General features: G+C 67.4%; 13 protein-coding genes. 6 read left to right on the top strand and 7 right to left on the bottom strand.

Annotated elements, in window-relative coordinates; genetic code table 11:
• Nucleotides 1-23: 23 nt before the first annotated feature.
• On the bottom strand, nt 24-1,058 hold the full coding sequence (locus ACWIGM_RS19555) for an aldo/keto reductase (protein WP_454027612.1): 1,035 nt from the start codon (nt 1,056-1,058) through the stop codon (nt 24-26).
• Nucleotides 1,059-1,092: 34 nt separating this feature from the next.
• Nucleotides 1,093-2,355, bottom strand: coding sequence for an MFS transporter (locus ACWIGM_RS19550; RefSeq protein ID WP_454028028.1), 1,263 nt, complete (start codon nt 2,353-2,355; stop codon nt 1,093-1,095).
• Between the two features lie 35 nt (nt 2,356-2,390).
• Here ACWIGM_RS19550 and ACWIGM_RS19545 point away from each other — a divergent pair, with 35 nt between their 5' ends.
• Nucleotides 2,391-3,305 (top strand): LysR family transcriptional regulator, encoded by a 915-nt coding sequence (locus ACWIGM_RS19545; protein WP_454027611.1) that lies wholly within the window; start codon nt 2,391-2,393, stop codon nt 3,303-3,305.
• 11 nt (nt 3,306-3,316) lie between these two features.
• Here ACWIGM_RS19545 and ACWIGM_RS19540 read toward each other — a convergent pair whose 3' ends face one another.
• From ACWIGM_RS19540 to ACWIGM_RS19520, 5 genes are all read right to left on the bottom strand, one after another.
• The gene (locus ACWIGM_RS19540) at nt 3,317-4,111 is read right to left on the bottom strand and encodes an ABC transporter ATP-binding protein (protein WP_454027610.1); all 795 of its coding nucleotides are present in this window, start codon (nt 4,109-4,111) and stop codon (nt 3,317-3,319) included.
• Nucleotides 4,108-5,031: an ABC transporter permease gene (locus ACWIGM_RS19535; protein ID WP_454027609.1), complete on the bottom strand. Its 924-nt coding sequence runs from the start codon at nt 5,029-5,031 to the stop codon at nt 4,108-4,110. The genes ACWIGM_RS19540 and ACWIGM_RS19535 overlap by 4 nt, the downstream gene beginning before the upstream one ends.
• Nucleotides 5,032-5,107: 76 nt before the next feature.
• The gene (locus tag ACWIGM_RS19530) at nt 5,108-6,082 is read right to left on the bottom strand and encodes an ABC transporter substrate-binding protein (RefSeq protein ID WP_454027608.1); all 975 of its coding nucleotides are present in this window, start codon (nt 6,080-6,082) and stop codon (nt 5,108-5,110) included.
• Nucleotides 6,083-6,298: 216 nt separating this feature from the next.
• Nucleotides 6,299-7,813, bottom strand: a complete 1,515-nt coding sequence (gene trpE / locus ACWIGM_RS19525) for an anthranilate synthase component I (RefSeq protein ID WP_454027607.1) — start codon at nt 7,811-7,813, stop codon at nt 6,299-6,301.
• Nucleotides 7,814-7,823: 10 nt separating this feature from the next.
• Complete coding sequence (locus ACWIGM_RS19520) at nt 7,824-9,731, bottom strand: peptidylprolyl isomerase (RefSeq protein ID WP_454027606.1); 1,908 nt, start codon at nt 9,729-9,731, stop codon at nt 7,824-7,826.
• 149 nt (nt 9,732-9,880) lie between these two features.
• Here ACWIGM_RS19520 and tpiA point away from each other — a divergent pair, with 149 nt between their 5' ends.
• The 5 genes from tpiA (at nt 9,881) to ACWIGM_RS19495 (ending at nt 14,143) form a co-directional block, all read left to right on the top strand.
• Nucleotides 9,881-10,642 (top strand): triose-phosphate isomerase, encoded by a 762-nt coding sequence (gene tpiA, locus ACWIGM_RS19515; RefSeq protein ID WP_454027605.1) that lies wholly within the window; start codon nt 9,881-9,883, stop codon nt 10,640-10,642.
• 131 nt (nt 10,643-10,773) lie between these two features.
• Complete coding sequence (secG, locus tag ACWIGM_RS19510) at nt 10,774-11,178, top strand: preprotein translocase subunit SecG (protein WP_454027604.1); 405 nt, start codon at nt 10,774-10,776, stop codon at nt 11,176-11,178.
• Between the two features lie 127 nt (nt 11,179-11,305).
• Nucleotides 11,306-12,934 carry a CTP synthase gene (locus ACWIGM_RS19505; protein WP_454027603.1) on the top strand — a complete coding sequence of 543 codons (1,629 nt, stop codon included), beginning with the start codon at nt 11,306-11,308 and terminating at the stop codon, nt 12,932-12,934.
• 164 nt (nt 12,935-13,098) lie between these two features.
• Entirely contained in the window at nt 13,099-13,500 is a 402-nt protein-coding gene (locus ACWIGM_RS19500; RefSeq protein WP_454027602.1) for a DUF350 domain-containing protein, read from the top strand.
• 10 nt (nt 13,501-13,510) lie between these two features.
• A complete protein-coding gene (locus ACWIGM_RS19495) occupies nt 13,511-14,143 on the top strand; it encodes a DUF1190 domain-containing protein (RefSeq protein ID WP_454027601.1) in 633 nt (210 codons plus the stop codon).
• The last annotated feature ends 1 nt before the right edge of the window (nt 14,144 follow it).

The following is a 14,144-nucleotide window of genomic DNA, read 5'->3' as shown; positions in this document are numbered from 1 at the left end:
ATGACCAAGAAGGGTCTTGAGACCTAAACCACCGGAGGATTGAGCCGGGCGAAGCCCTCCTGGCGATGATAGGGGAAGGCCGGGTAGGGCGGAACCGTCGCGCTCGCCTTGTCGAGCCGGGCGATCTGCTCTTGCGTCAGGGCCCAGCCGACAGCGCCGAGATTGTCGCGCAGTTGCTGCTCGTTACGGGCGCCGATGATCACGGACGAGACCGTCGGACGCTGCAGCAGCCAGTTGATCGCGATCTGCGGCACGCTCCTGCTGGTTTCCTTGGCGAGTGCGTCGAGCACATCGACGATGTCGTAGAGCTTTTCGTCGTCGACCGGGGGGCCGAAATCGGCGGTCTGGTGCAGACGGCTGCCTTCGGGCAGGGCTTGGCCACGGCGAATCTTGCCGGTGAGGCGACCCCAGCCGAGCGGGCTCCAGACGAGGGCGCCGACGCCCTGGTCGAGGCCGAGCGGCATCAGGTCGAACTCGTAGTCGCGGCCGACCAGCGAATAATAGACCTGATGGGCGACATAGCGCGGGAAGCCGTGCTTCTCAGCAAGCGCCAGCGACTTCATCAACTGCCAGCCGGCGAAGTTGGAGACGCCGACCTGACGGATCTTGCCGGCGCGGACCAGTGCATCGAGCGTCGAGAGCACCTCCTCGATCGGGGTGAAGGCGTCGAAGGCATGGAGCTGCAGCAGGTCGATATGATCGCTGCCGAGCCGGCGCAGCGCGGCTTCGGTGCCGTCGGTCAATCGGCTGCGCGAGGAGCCGGCATCATTGGGGCCATCGCCCATCGGCAGGGTCAGCTTGGTCGAGATCAGGACCTTGTCGCGCCGGCCCTTGATCGCGGCGCCGAGGATCTCCTCGGAGGCGCCGTTCGAATAGACGTCGGCGGTGTCGAACAGGTTGAGCCCGGCTTCGAGGCAGATGTCGACGAGGCGGGTCGCTTCCTTGGCGTCGCTGGTGCCCCAGTTGCTGAAGAGCGGGCCCTGGCCGCCGAAGGTACCGGCGCCGAAGCTGAGGGCGGGAACCTTCAGGCCGGAACGGCCGAGATATCTGTAGTCCATGGTTCAGTTCCTTATGCGAAGTCTTTGATAACACTTACTGCGGGCAGGAGGCGGGAGCGGTCTGCAGCGCTGCTTGGGGGCGCCTGTCGAGGCGCAGGCTGATCACTGCCAGGACCAGGCTCGCCAGCGGCACCAAAGCGGCGACCCAAGTGACGGCCGCCAGCCCTGGACCGTGCTCGATGGTGACGCCGCCGAGCCAGGCGCCGAAGGCATTGCCGAGATTGAAGGCGGCGATGTTGAGGCTGGAGGCGAGATTACGCCCGGCGGGGCCAGCCTTGTCGAGCACGCGCATCTGCAAGGGCGCGACAGTAGCGAAGGCGGCAGCGCCGATCAGGCCGACGAAGATCGTCACAGCGATGGGCGAGCGCAGCGTCGCGGTCATCGCGAAGAGCACGATGGCGAGCGTCGCGGTGGTCGCGAGCAGCGCGACCGGCAGGTTGCGGTCGGCGAGCTTGCCGCCGAGCATGTTGCCGACGATCAGGCCGAGGCCGAAGAGCAATAGGATCGGCGAGACGGCTTCCTGCGAGAAGCCGGTGATCTCGACCAGGATCGGCTGGATATAGGTGAAGACCGCGAAGACGCCGCCGAAGCCGAGCACGGTCATGGCGAGGCCGAGCAGCACCTGCGGGTCAGCCAGCGTCGCGAGTTCCTCGCGGAGCGGGGCGACCTCGACCTTGCCCTTGTCGGCCGGGACGAGACGGGCGAGCACCAGCATGGCGACGACGCCGATCACGGCGATGGTCCAGAAGGTGGCGCGCCAGCCGAAATGCAGGCCGAGCCAGGCGCCGGCCGGGACGCCGAGCAGGGTCGCGATGGTGAGGCCGGTGAACATCACGGCGATGGCCGAGGCCTTCTTGTCCTCGGGGACGAGGCTGGTCGCGACGACCGAGCCGACGCCGAAGAAGGTACCGTGCGCCAGCGAAGTGACGATGCGCGCCGCCATCAGCAGCCCGTAGCTCGGTGCGAGCGCACAGGCGATGTTGCCGAGGGTGAAGATCGCCATCAGCAGGATCAGCACCTGCTTGCGCGGCAGCTTGCGGGTGGCGAGCGTGAGGACAGGCGCACCGACGAAGACGCCGAGCGCGTAGCCGGAGATCAGCAGGCCAGTCATCGCGACCGAGACCTGCAGGTCGCTGGCGACCTGCAACAACAAGCCCATGATGACGAATTCGGTCGTACCGATGCCGAAGGCACCGGCGGTGAGGGCATAGACGGCAATGGGCATGGGAGGCTCCGCGCACTGCGCATGGGAACGGGTCCCAGCCAGATGGTGCAACGCGACTGTTTGAACTAGGATGCCGCCCGTAACATCACTTGTGAGTTGAGTTCATCATGGCAACTTTGCTCAGCAATCGCTCCGGCGAGATGGAAGTGTTCGCGGCCGTGGTCGAGCGCGGCGGCTTCTCCGCTGCCGCCAAGATATTCAGCATGACGCCGTCTGCCGTCAGCAAGCTGGTGACGCGGCTGGAAGGCCGGCTCGGCGCCCGTCTGGTCAACCGCTCGACGCGCAAGCTGCAATTGACGGCGGAAGGGCAGGCCTTCCACCAGCGCTGCGTCACCATCCTTTCCGACATCGCCGAGGCGGAATGCGAGGCGGCGGCGGGCAAGGCGCCGCGCGGACGGGTGCGGGTCAACGCCAATGTCGCTTTCGGCAACCAAGTGCTGCTGCCGCTGGTGCCGGCCTTCCTGACCGAGCATCCCGAGCTCTCGATCGACCTCGTCTTCACCGACCAGGTCGTCGATCTGATCGAGGAGCGGGCCGATATCGCCATCCGCGTTGCGCCCGGCCCCTTGCGCGGCAACCAGTTGATGGCGCGCAAGATTGGCGAGAGCGCCGTCGCCGTCGTGGCTTCGCCCGATTACCTTGCCCGCCATGGCGAGCCGAGGACGCCGGCCGAGCTGGCGAAGCACAACCTGATCGGCTTCAACTTCGCCCGCTCGGTCGAGGGCTGGCCGTTCCGCGTCGACGGCGCGCTGATCTCGATCGCCGCGGTTGGCAACACCCAGGTCGGCGATGGTGAGATCGCGCGCCAGCTCGCCGTCGCTGGCATCGGGCTCGCCCGGCTCGGGCGCTTCCACGTCGAGGCCGAGATCGCCGCGGGCCGGCTGGTCACCGTGCTCGACGACTTCAACCCCGGCGACATCGAGGTCATTCATGCCGTCTATCTCGGGCAGGGGGGCTTCGTGCCGGCGCGGATGCGCGCCTTCATCGATTTCCTGGCGCGGAACGTGAAGATTCGGGCCTGAAGCCCGAAGCATCAGCTCAGCAGCAGACTGTCATCCGAGAGTTCCTCGCCGCGGACTTGCTTGAACAGGCGTAAGAGGTCGGGAACGTCCATCGCCTTGCGGCGTTCGCCGGCGATGTCGAAGACGACCTTGCCCTCGTGCAGCATCACGGTGCGGCTGCCATGGTCGAGCGCGTCGCGCATCGAATGGGTGACCATCAGCGCGGTCAGCTTCTGCTCGTCGACGATGCGCCGGGTCAGGTCGAGCACGAAAGCGGCGGTGCGGGGATCGAGCGCGGCGGTGTGCTCGTCGAGCAGCAGCGTCTTGGTTCCCGCCAGCGTCGACATCAGCAGGCTGACGGCCTGCCGCTGACCGCCCGAGAGCAGGCCCATGGAGTCGCCGAGGCGATTCTCCAGGCCGAGGCCGAGAACCGCCAGCTTGTCGCGAAACAGGGCGCGTCGCGGGCGGTCGAGCGCTGCGCCAAGGCCACGGGCGCGGCCGCGCGCCTGGGCCAGCGCCATGTTTTCCTCGATCGTCAGGCGCTCGCAGGTGCCTGCCATCGGGTCCTGGAAGACGCGCGCGATCAGGCCGGCGCGCTTTGGTGTCGGCCAGCGCGTCACGTCAATGCCGTCGACCTCGACCGTGCCGCGCTCGGCCCGGGCATCGCCGCTGAGGACGTTGAGCAGCGTCGACTTGCCGGCGCCGTTCGAGCCGATGACGGTGATGAACTCGCCATCGGCCACGGTAAGGTCGAGGCCGCGCAGCGCCCGGTTCTCCAGCGGCGTGCCGCGCCCGAAGGTGACATGGACATCCCGGACGCTGATCATGGCGCGCTCCGCTTGAACAGGCTGCGCAGCGGATTGGCGACACCAGGCAACATCAGGGCGATGCCGACCAGCACCGCCGTGACGAGGTTGAGGTCGGAGGCGCGCAGGCCGAGCCAGCCGGCATTCAGGGCGAGCGCGATGGCGAGCCGGTAGGCGATGGCGCCGATCAGGCAGGAGAACACCGCGATAACGATCGACTTGGTGCGGAAGATCGTCTCGCCGAGGATGACGGCGGCGAGGCCGGCGATGATCGTGCCGGTGCCGATGCTGACATCGGCGAAGCCGGCCGTCTGCGCGAACAGAGCGCCGGCGAGGGCGACGAGGCCGTTGGAGAGGGCGACACCGACATAGATGTACATGTCGGTGCGGATGCCCTGCGCCCGCGCCATGCGCGGATTGGCGCCGGTGGCGCGCATGGCGAGCCCGAACTCGGTCTTGAGGAAGCGGGCGAGCAAGGCGGCGATCACGGTGACGATGATCAGCAGCGCGAGCACGCGCAGGGTCGGACGGGCGGGCAACCCCATGGCAGCGATGAAGGGATTAAGCCAAGTGAAGAAGTCGATCACCGTCGGCCGATTCATCAGCGGGATGTTGGGCACGCCCATCACCCGCAGATTGATCGAGAACAGTGCCGTCATCGTCAGGATGCCGGCGAGCAGATGCAGGATCGAAAAGCGGATGTTGAGCCATGCGGTGACGCTACCGGCAAGGCAGCCGGCGACGATCGCCGCCAGCGTGGCGAAGACCGGATTGACGCCACCCGCGATCATCGCCGCCGCGACGGCGGCGCCGAGCGGCAAGGTGCCGTCGACGGTGAGATCGGGAAAGTCGAGGACGCGGAAGGTGATGTAGACACCGAGCGCCACGAGAGCGAACACCAGTCCGATCTCGATGGCGCCCAGGGTGGCGATGAGACTCATCGGTCGCCCTGCTTGTTCTGTTCTGGAAAGGTTAGGCGGCCGGTGCGGCGGCGCAGAACGCCGCCGCTTTTTCAGGTCAGTTGATCACCTGCTTGGCGCGGGCCTGCACGGCGGCCGGGATCGTCACGCCCATGGCGGCGGCCGCCTTGGCATTGATGACGAGGTTGCTGCCGCTGGCGTTCTTGACCGGGATGGCGCCGGGCTTCTCGCCCTTGAGGACCCGCACGACCACCGCGCCTGTCTCGACGCCGACCTGGAAATAGTCGAAGCCGATCGAGGCGACCGAACCCTTCTGGACCGACTCGGTGTCGCCGGTGAAGACCGGCAGCTTGTTGTCGGCGCCGACGTTCAGAACCGTGCCGAGCGCCGAGATGATGGTGTTGTCGGTCGGCAGGTAGATCGCGTCGACCTTGCCGACCAAATTTTGCGCCGCGCCGGAGACATCGGCGGTGCGGCCGGCCGAGGCCTCGACGATCTGCAGGCTGCGGGCGGGCGCCAGCGCCTTGACGGCGTTGAGCAGCGCGACGCTGTTGGCCTCGCCCGGATTGTAGACGACGCCGATCTTCTTGGCCGAGGGCACCAGCTCCTTGATCAGGTCGAACTGGGCTTCCAGCGGCGAGAAATCGGAGATGCCGGTGACGTTGCCGCCGGGCGCCTGCCTGTCCTTGACGATCTGGGCCGCGACCGGGTCGGTCACGGCGGTGAAGACCACGGGAATCGTCTGCGTCGCCGTCACCATCGCCTGGGCGGACGGGGTCGCGATCGCGACGATGACGTTCGGGTTCTCGCCGGCGAACTTCTGGGCGATCTGGGCTGCGGTGGCCGGCGAGCCCTGCGCCGATTCATAGCGGAAGGTGAGGTTCGCGCCGTCCTTGTAGCCGGCCTCCTCCAGCGCCTTCTTGACGCCGTCGCGGGCGGCATCGAGCGCCGGGTGCTCGACGATAGCGGTGACCGCGACCGTCACCTTCTGGGCCTGCTGTGCGAAGGCGGCCGTTCCGGCCAGAAGCGCCAGGGCAAGACCGCTGCCGATCATGGTTGCGCGCAAACGCATGGTTTCCTCTCCATTGTCGCCGAACCCTGTCGATCCGCTTCAGGCATTTGCGCCAGCGGGCAGGGCTCTTGAGTTTAGTGAGCGGGCCGTCCTCGCAACCCTGAGGCTAGTGAGCGGCACCCTCGGATACCGGCAATATGCGCGGGCCAAAACACGCCACGCAAGTGAGCTGACATGCGTCTGCGGGACGCGCGCATGCGAACGATAGGGGCCGGATCATTGCCCCCGGCGGCTGCGCGCGGCGAAGCGCACGGCTTCTTCCGCCGCCTTGAACAGGGCCTTGGCCTTGTTGATGCATTCGAGCTGTTCGGAGGCCGGATTGGAATCGTAGACGATGCCGGCGCCAGCCTGGACCTGCATGCGGCCATCCTGGACGACCGCGGTGCGCAGGACGATGCAGGTGTCCATCTCGCCATTGGCGCCGAAATAGCCGATGCAGCCGCCATAGGCGCCGCGCCCGTCCTTTTCGAGCTCGTCGATGATCTCCATGGCGCGCACCTTCGGCGCGCCGGAGACGGTGCCGGCCGGGAAGCCGGCGGCGAGTGCCGAGAGCGCGTCATGCTCGCCGGAGATGCGCCCCTCGACGTTCGAGACGATGTGCATCACCTGGCTGTAGCGCTCGATGAAGAAGGAATCGGTGACGTTTACGCTGCCGATCTCCGCGACCCGGCCGACATCGTTGCGGCCGAGATCGAGCAGCATCAGGTGCTCGGCCCGCTCCTTGGGATCGGCCAGCAATTCGTCGGCGAGGGCTTCGTCGGCGGCCGGCGTTGCACCGCGCGGGCGCGTGCCCGCGATCGGCCGGATCGTGACCTTGCTGTCGCGCAGCCGGACCAGGATCTCGGGGCTGGAGCAGACGATCTGGAAGGCCTCGAAGTCGAGATAGCAGAGGAAGGGCGCCGGATTGACCCGCCGCAGCGCCCGATAGAGCGCGAAGGGCGGCAGTTCGAACGGCGCCTCGAAGCGTTGCGACAGCACGACCTGGAAGATGTCGCCGGCGCGGACATATTCCTGCGCCGTCGCGACCATGGCGTGGAACTCGGCCTCGCTGGTGTTCGAGGTCGATTCCGGATGCGGGATCGCCGAGATGTCGATGCCGGCCTCGTCGGGCAGTGGGCCTTCGAGCGCCCGCACCACCGCGTCGAGTCGCTCCTGCGCCCGCTCATGGGCGGCGCGAGCCGGGACGCCGGCCTGAGGCCGCACCGGCGTCACCACGGTGATCTCGTCGCGGATCGAATCGAACACCACCATCAGCGTCGGCCGCGTCAGGATTGCGTCGGGTACGCCGGGGCCGGTCGCCTTCGGCTCCGGCAGGCGCTCCATCAGGCGCACCATGTCGTAGCCGAGATAGCCGAAGACCCCCGCAGCCATCGGCGGTAGGCCGTCGCGATCTGGGATGGCGCTCTCGGCGAGCAGTGCGCGCAGCGAGTCGAAGGCCGGGCGCGGATCGGAAACGAAGTCCTCGCCTTGCGCGAGGCGGCAGAGCGAAGCCTCTCCGCGATGGCAGCGCCAGATCAGGTCGGGATCGAGACCGATCATCGAGTAGCGGCCGCGCACCGCACCGCCCTCGACCGACTCCAGCAGGAAGGCCGGCCCCTTATAGGCGTGGCGCAGCTTCAGGAAGGCGGCGACCGGCGTCTCGCAATCGCCGACCAGCGACAGCGTCAGCAATTGCGGCTCGCCGGCCGCGTAGGCGGCGGCGAAGCGGACGAAATCGGCGGTCGGATCCATGCGCCCTGCTTCAGTTCTGGCCGCCGGTAGCGTTGCGCAGCGCCGCCTGGTTGACCTGGACGCCGAGATCGCTCTGCAGCTTGCCGACATATTGGGCGAGGATGTCCTCGCTGATGCTCGACGTCAGCAGCCGCACGAAGTTCTCGGCGTCCTCGGTGGTGCGGACATAGGGGCTGACCGTCGCGGTCTTGACCTGGAAGACGATGCGGCCGGCATTGTCGACCGCAGCCGAGCCGGCCTTGCCGGCGGGCGTGCCGAAGACCAGCGAGACGACATTGCGCGGCAGCGCCTCGCTCTGGTCCTGCCGGCCGAGCGTCGCGTCCTCCAAGGCAAGTCCCTGCGCGAAGGCGAGCGCGTCGAGCTTTTCGCCGGCGTCGAGCTTCTGCACGATCTCGCGGGCCTGGGCCGAGAGGCGCGTAGCGACCTCGTCGGAGCGCCATTGCTTCTCGACCTCGGCCTTGACCTCGTCGAAGCCGCGCTCGCGCGGCGGATCGATCTTGCTGACGTCGTACCAGACATAGCCGCCATTGTTCGGCAAGCGGATCGCCTCGTTGTCGACGCCGATATCGGAGCGGAAGAGCGCCTGCTGCGTCGTGTCGCCGCCGGGGAGGGAGGTCTCCTGCGTGCCGTCGGCCTTGCCGAGGCTGGCATCGGCCGGGCCGAATCTGCGCAGCGCCAGGCCGAACTCCTTGGCGATCTCGGGCAGGGGCTTGGCCGAGGCGCGCTGATCCTCGATCTTGTCATGCAGCTCCGTCATCTGCTCCGCGGCGCGGCTCGTCGCGACATCACGGCGGACCTCGTCGGCGACCTCCTCGAAGCTCTTGAGCCTGGCCGCCTCGATCGTCGGCACGCGCAGCAGCACGACGCCGAAACCACCTTGCACGGGCTCGCTGACCGCGCCCTGCGCCAGCGCGAAAGCGGCGTCGCGCACTGCCGGATCGAACAGGCCCTCACGGGTGAAGGTGCCGAGCGTCAGATCGGCCTCGGCGACATTGCGGCTGGCGCCGACCGCCTCGAAGGTCTCGCCGGCGGCGATCCTGGCCTTGGCGGCCTTGGCTTCTTCCATCGAGGGGAAGCCGATCTGCTGAACGGTGCGGCGCTCGGCCGAGCCGAAGCGCTGTGCCTTGACCTGCTCGTAGCGGGCGCGGGCGTCGGCATCGCTGACCTTGCTCGGGTCGGCCAGGCTCGCAGCCGTCAGGACGAGCACATTGGCAGTGCGGTATTCGGGCGCGCGGAAGGCGGCCTTGCGCTCGTCGAAATACTTGCGCAGCACCTCATCGCTCGGAGCGGCGATCTCGCCGGCGGCGCTGTCGGGCAGGGTGATGTAGGCGATCTCGCGCTGTTCATGGCGCAGGCGATGACCGAGCTCCTGCAGTGCGCCGGGAGCCGTGACGGCGCCGACGACCATTTCGGCGAGCTCCTGGCGCATCGTCGCGGCGCGCTGCTCACGCACGAATTGCTGCTCGTTCATCCCGATGGCGCGCAGCAATTCGTTGAAGCGGGCTGGATCGAACTGGCCGGCAGCGTTCTTCAGGTTCTGATCGGCGAACAGGATGTTGCGCACGGTCTCGTCGGAGACGGCGAGGCCCATCTTCGTCGCGGTCTGGTCGAGCGTCGCGTCGGTGACGAGGCGCGAGAGCACGCGCTGATCGAGGCCGAGCGCCCGCGCGAGCTCGGGGCTGATCTGGCGGCGCTGCTGGCGCTGCAGCTGCTGAACCTCGTTCTGATAGGCGGTGCGCACCTGCTCGAGGCCGATCTCGGTCTTGCCGACGACGGCGACGGCGTTGCGGCCATAGCCGCGGAAGATGTCGCCGATGCCCCAGATCGCGAAGGAGATGATCAGGAAGCCGAACATGATCGCGACGACGATCCTGCCGATCAGGCTCTGTCCCGCCTTGCGCAGGCCCTGCATCATCATGGTCTGGTCTTCCTAATCCTCTCGCGGCCATGCCGCTGCGCGCCGCTTATAGGTAGAGCGACGCTTTCCGGCAATCACCGCGACCGGCCTCGATTGCGATCAAAGGACGGCATTGGTAGAGCCGAACGGACAAGATTTGGAGAGCAGCCGTGACGCGAACGATCAAGCCGCTGGTGGCGGGCAACTGGAAGATGAACGGACTGAAGGCGGACCTCGCCATCGCCGCCGAAGTGGCGAAGGGCGCTGACGCCACCCTGCGGCGCGCCGTCGACCTCGCCATCTGCCCGCCCGCGACGCTGCTGTTCACGCTGACGGCTGCGCTGATCGGCTCGCGCATCGCGACAGGCGGGCAGGATTGCAGCACCCATGACAGCGGCGCCTATACCGGCGAGGTCTCGGCGCCGATGCTGGTCGATGCCGGTGCTACCTACGCGATCGTCGGCCATTCCGAGCGCCGCACCCTGCATGGCGAGAGCAATGCGGCGGTGAAGGCCAAGGCCGAGGCGGCGCTGGCAGCGGGGCTGACGCCGATCGTCTGCGTCGGCGAGACCAGGGGCGAGCGCGAGGCCGGCAAGGCGCTGACGATCGTGAAGAAGCAGTTGCGCGGCTCGGTGCCGGATGGCGCGACGGCGGCCACGCTGGTCGTCGCCTATGAGCCGGTCTGGGCGATCGGCACCGGCCTGACCCCGACCGCGGCCGATGTCGCCGAGATGCATGAGGCGATCCGGGCCGAGCTCGGGCGCATCCTCGGCAAGGCGAGCGCGGCCGGCGTCAGGCTGCTCTATGGCGGCTCGGTCAAGCCGAGCAATGCCGCCGAGCTGATGAATGTCGCCAATGTCGACGGCGCGCTCGTCGGCGGCGCGAGCCTCAAGGCCGACGACTTCCTTGCGATCGCGCGCGCCTGCGCCTGATCGCAAGGGACATCGAGACCGCGCATCAAAATCGCGGGTGGCATGGGCGCAAAGCCCATGCTATGGGCAGCGCCGTTCCGCGGGATGCCGCCATCTTGGCAGGCGCCCGCGCCATACCCATTTCGAGAGCCATGCAGAACGTCCTCATCGTCATTCACCTGCTGATCGTGATCGCGCTGGTCGGCGTCGTGCTGCTGCAGCGTTCGGAGGGCGGCGGCCTGGGCATGGGCTCGGGCGGTGGCGGCGGTGTCGGCGGCTTCATGACCGGCCGCGGTCAGGCCAATGCGCTGACCCGCGCCACGGCGATCCTCGCCGGCCTGTTCTTCATCACATCGATCGTGCTCGCGGTGATGGCGACGCATGGCCGGACGCAGCGCTCGATCATCGACGGCGCCCCGGCGCCGGCCGGCACGACCGCTCCGGCGGCTCCGAGCGGACCCTCCGCTCCGAACGCGGGCGGGGTCTTCGACCAGCTGCAGCGGATGCAGAACCAAGGCGGTTCACAACCGCCGCAGCCGGGAACACCGACGCGGTGACCGGGACGGGACAGGGGCAGGGGCCGGGAAACCGGCCCTTCTCTTTTGTGGACAAGCGCAAGGCGCAGGACCGGCCTGCACCGAGCCGCTTAGCGAATCGAACTCTAGGCGTTAAAGGTGACCTCCCATGACGCGGTATGTTTTCATCACCGGCGGCGTGGTGTCCTCGCTCGGCAAAGGCCTGGCGGCGGCTGCTCTGGCTGCTCTCCTGCAGGCGCGTGGCCATACGGTCCGCCTGCGCAAGCTCGACCCCTATCTCAATGTCGATCCGGGCACGATGAGCCCGTATCAGCATGGCGAGGTCTTCGTCACCGATGACGGCGCCGAGACCGATCTCGACCTCGGCCATTACGAGCGCTTCACCGGCCGGCCCTGCAACAAGGGCGACAACATCACCACCGGCCGCATCTACATGGACATCCTGACGCGCGAGCGCCGGGGTGACTATCTCGGCGCCACCATCCAGGTGATTCCGCACGTCACCAATGCGATCAAGGAATTCGTCCTCTCCGGCAATGACGGCTACGATTTCGTGCTGGTCGAGATCGGCGGCACGGTCGGCGACATCGAGAGCCTGCCTTTCCTCGAATCGATCCGCCAGATCAGCCAGCAGCTGCCGCGTGGCCAGTGCATCTTCGTCCACCTGACGCTGCTGCCCTATATCCCGACCGCAGGCGAGCTGAAGACCAAGCCGACCCAGCACTCGGTCGCGGAGCTGCGCTCGATCGGCATCCAGCCCGATATCCTGCTTTGCCGTACCGACCGCGAGATCCCGGTGGAGGAGCGCCGCAAGCTGGCGCTGTTCTGCAATGTCCGTGAGACGGCGGTGATCGAGGCCCGCGACGTCGCCTCGATCTACGACGTGCCGCTTTCCTACCATGCCGAGGGGCTCGACACCGAGGTGCTGGCGGCGTTCGGCATGGACGACAAGACCGCGCCCGACATCAGCAACTGGCGCCGCATCTCCGAGCGGATCAAGAACCCGGAAGGCGAGGTCACCATCGCCATCGTAGGCAAGTACACCGGGATGAAGGATGCCTATAAGTCGCTGATCGAGGCACTGACCCATGGCGGCATCGCCAACCGGGTCAAGGTCAATCTCGACTGGATCGAATCCGAGGTGTTCGAGAAGGAGGACCCGGCGCCCTTCCTTGAGCATGTCCATGGCATCCTGGTGCCCGGCGGCTTCGGCCATCGCGGCGCCGAGGGCAAGATCAAGGCGGCGAGTTTCGCCCGGCAGCGCAAGGTGCCGTATTTCGGCATCTGCTTTGGCATGCAGATGGCGGTGATCGAGGCGGCGCGTTCGCTCGCCGGCGTCAAGGATGCCAACTCGACCGAGTTCGGCCCGACCCAGCAGCCCGTGGTCGGCCTGATGACCGAGTGGATGCGCGGTAACGAGCTGGAGCAGCGCTTCTCCGGCGGCGATCTCGGCGGCACGATGCGGCTCGGCGCCTATCAATCGAAGCTCTCGGACGACACCAAGATCGCCAAGATCTACGGCTCGACCGAGATCTCCGAGCGGCACCGCCACCGCTACGAGGTCAATATGGGCTATCGCGAGATGCTCGAGGCCAAGGGCCTGCGCTTCAGCGGCGTCTCGCCCGACGGTTTGCTGCCGGAGACGGTCGAGTATCCCGACCATCCCTGGTTCATCGGCGTGCAGTACCATCCCGAGCTGAAGTCGCGGCCGTTCGAGCCGCATCCGCTCTTCGCCAGCTTCATCGAGGCGGCGGTGGTGCAGAGCCGCCTGGTCTGATCGCCAGGCGATTGCTGGCCTGACCACCACAAGGCGCGCTTCGCATTCCCTTTGGAGGCGAGGCGCGCAATGCCGTTCCCATCCGCCCTGCGACAGTCTGGCGCGAGCGCGCCGCTGACGTATAGTGAGCGCCTTGACCATCATGGCATGCGAGGGGCGGCAGCATGACGATCTCGATGGCCGGCTTGCCGGCGTTCCTTCTCTATTTCTGCGTCGGTTTTGCGCTGATCGCCGGTTTCGCCGCAGTCTATATGCGGCTGACCAACCATGACGAGATCGCGCTGATCCGCGGCGGCAATCTCTCGGCGGCGATCGCCTTCGGTGGCAATCTCATCGGCTTCTCGGTGCCGCTCGAAAAGGCGATCGAGCAGGCGGCCAGCATTCCCGACCTGGTGATCTGGGCGGTGATTGCCATGCTGATCCAGCTTGGCGCCTATGGCTTCGCCCGCATCGTCATCCCCGATCTGTCGCGCAAGATCGAGGAGGATCGGATCCCCTCGGCGGCGATGCTGGCGGTGATCGCCGTTCTCAGCGGCACGCTCGCCGCCGCCAGCATGACCGAATGAGGAGGCGTCGATGAAACGCTCGACCCAGATCGGGCTTGCCGCCGCAGGCGTGGTGCTGGTCGCGACCTACTGGTCGCTGTCCGGCGGCGAGACCGATGATTCGCTGATCTACAACAATCTCGCCGAGTGCCGGGCCGCCAACCAGCTCAGCGCCAGCCAGTGCGAGCAGCGCTTCAACGAAGCCTCGGCCAACCATCTGCGCGACGCCAAGAAGTTCACCAGCAGCGCCTCCTGCGAGCAGGAATTCGGCGCCAGCGGCTGCCAGAGCGCCGTCTGGAACAACGCCCAGGTCTTCATCCCGGCGCTCGCGGGCATCATGCTGGCGCGGCAGTTCATGTCCGGCGGCGGTGCGGCCCAGCCACTGCTGCCACCGACCAGTTCGGCCTGCCCGCCCGGCACGCGCCAGCCCGGCTCCGGCCGGCCGGAATGCGAGCAGCCGGCCCGCAGCTCCTCGTCCTCATCGTCCAGTGGTGGCTATTATGGCGGCAGCAGCAGCCGCTCGCGGGCCTATACGACGACCTCGGGCCAGGCGATGGTCGCTCGCAACATCTCCTCGACCGGCATGGCGAGCACGCCGAGCGTCGCCTCGCGGGGCGGCTTCGGCTCGTCTTCGCGCTCCTTCTCCTCTTCGTCATCGTCCTGAC

Source organism: Allobosea sp. NPDC055332 (assembly GCF_053645455.1).
This window is presented reverse-complemented; position numbering and strand designations above follow the sequence as displayed.

Bases quoted from the DNA above. Each gene is read 5' to 3' on its own strand.
- secG (WP_454027604.1), top strand. From the start codon at position 10,774: ATGCAGAACGTCCTCATCGTCATTCACCTGCTGATCGTGATCGCGCTG.
- ACWIGM_RS19505 (WP_454027603.1), top strand. From the start codon at position 11,306: ATGACGCGGTATGTTTTCATCACCGGCGGCGTGGTGTCCTCGCTCGGC.
- trpE (WP_454027607.1), bottom strand. From the start codon at position 7,813: ATGGATCCGACCGCCGATTTCGTCCGCTTCGCCGCCGCCTACGCGGCC.
- ACWIGM_RS19555 (WP_454027612.1), bottom strand. From the start codon at position 1,058: ATGGACTACAGATATCTCGGCCGTTCCGGCCTGAAGGTTCCCGCCCTC.
- ACWIGM_RS19520 (WP_454027606.1), bottom strand. From the start codon at position 9,731: ATGATGATGCAGGGCCTGCGCAAGGCGGGACAGAGCCTGATCGGCAGG.
- ACWIGM_RS19500 (WP_454027602.1), top strand. From the start codon at position 13,099: ATGACGATCTCGATGGCCGGCTTGCCGGCGTTCCTTCTCTATTTCTGC.
- ACWIGM_RS19530 (WP_454027608.1), bottom strand. From the start codon at position 6,082: ATGCGTTTGCGCGCAACCATGATCGGCAGCGGTCTTGCCCTGGCGCTT.
- ACWIGM_RS19545 (WP_454027611.1), top strand. From the start codon at position 2,391: ATGGCAACTTTGCTCAGCAATCGCTCCGGCGAGATGGAAGTGTTCGCG.
- ACWIGM_RS19495 (WP_454027601.1), top strand. From the start codon at position 13,511: ATGAAACGCTCGACCCAGATCGGGCTTGCCGCCGCAGGCGTGGTGCTG.
- ACWIGM_RS19535 (WP_454027609.1), bottom strand. From the start codon at position 5,031: ATGAGTCTCATCGCCACCCTGGGCGCCATCGAGATCGGACTGGTGTTC.
- ACWIGM_RS19540 (WP_454027610.1), bottom strand. From the start codon at position 4,111: ATGATCAGCGTCCGGGATGTCCATGTCACCTTCGGGCGCGGCACGCCG.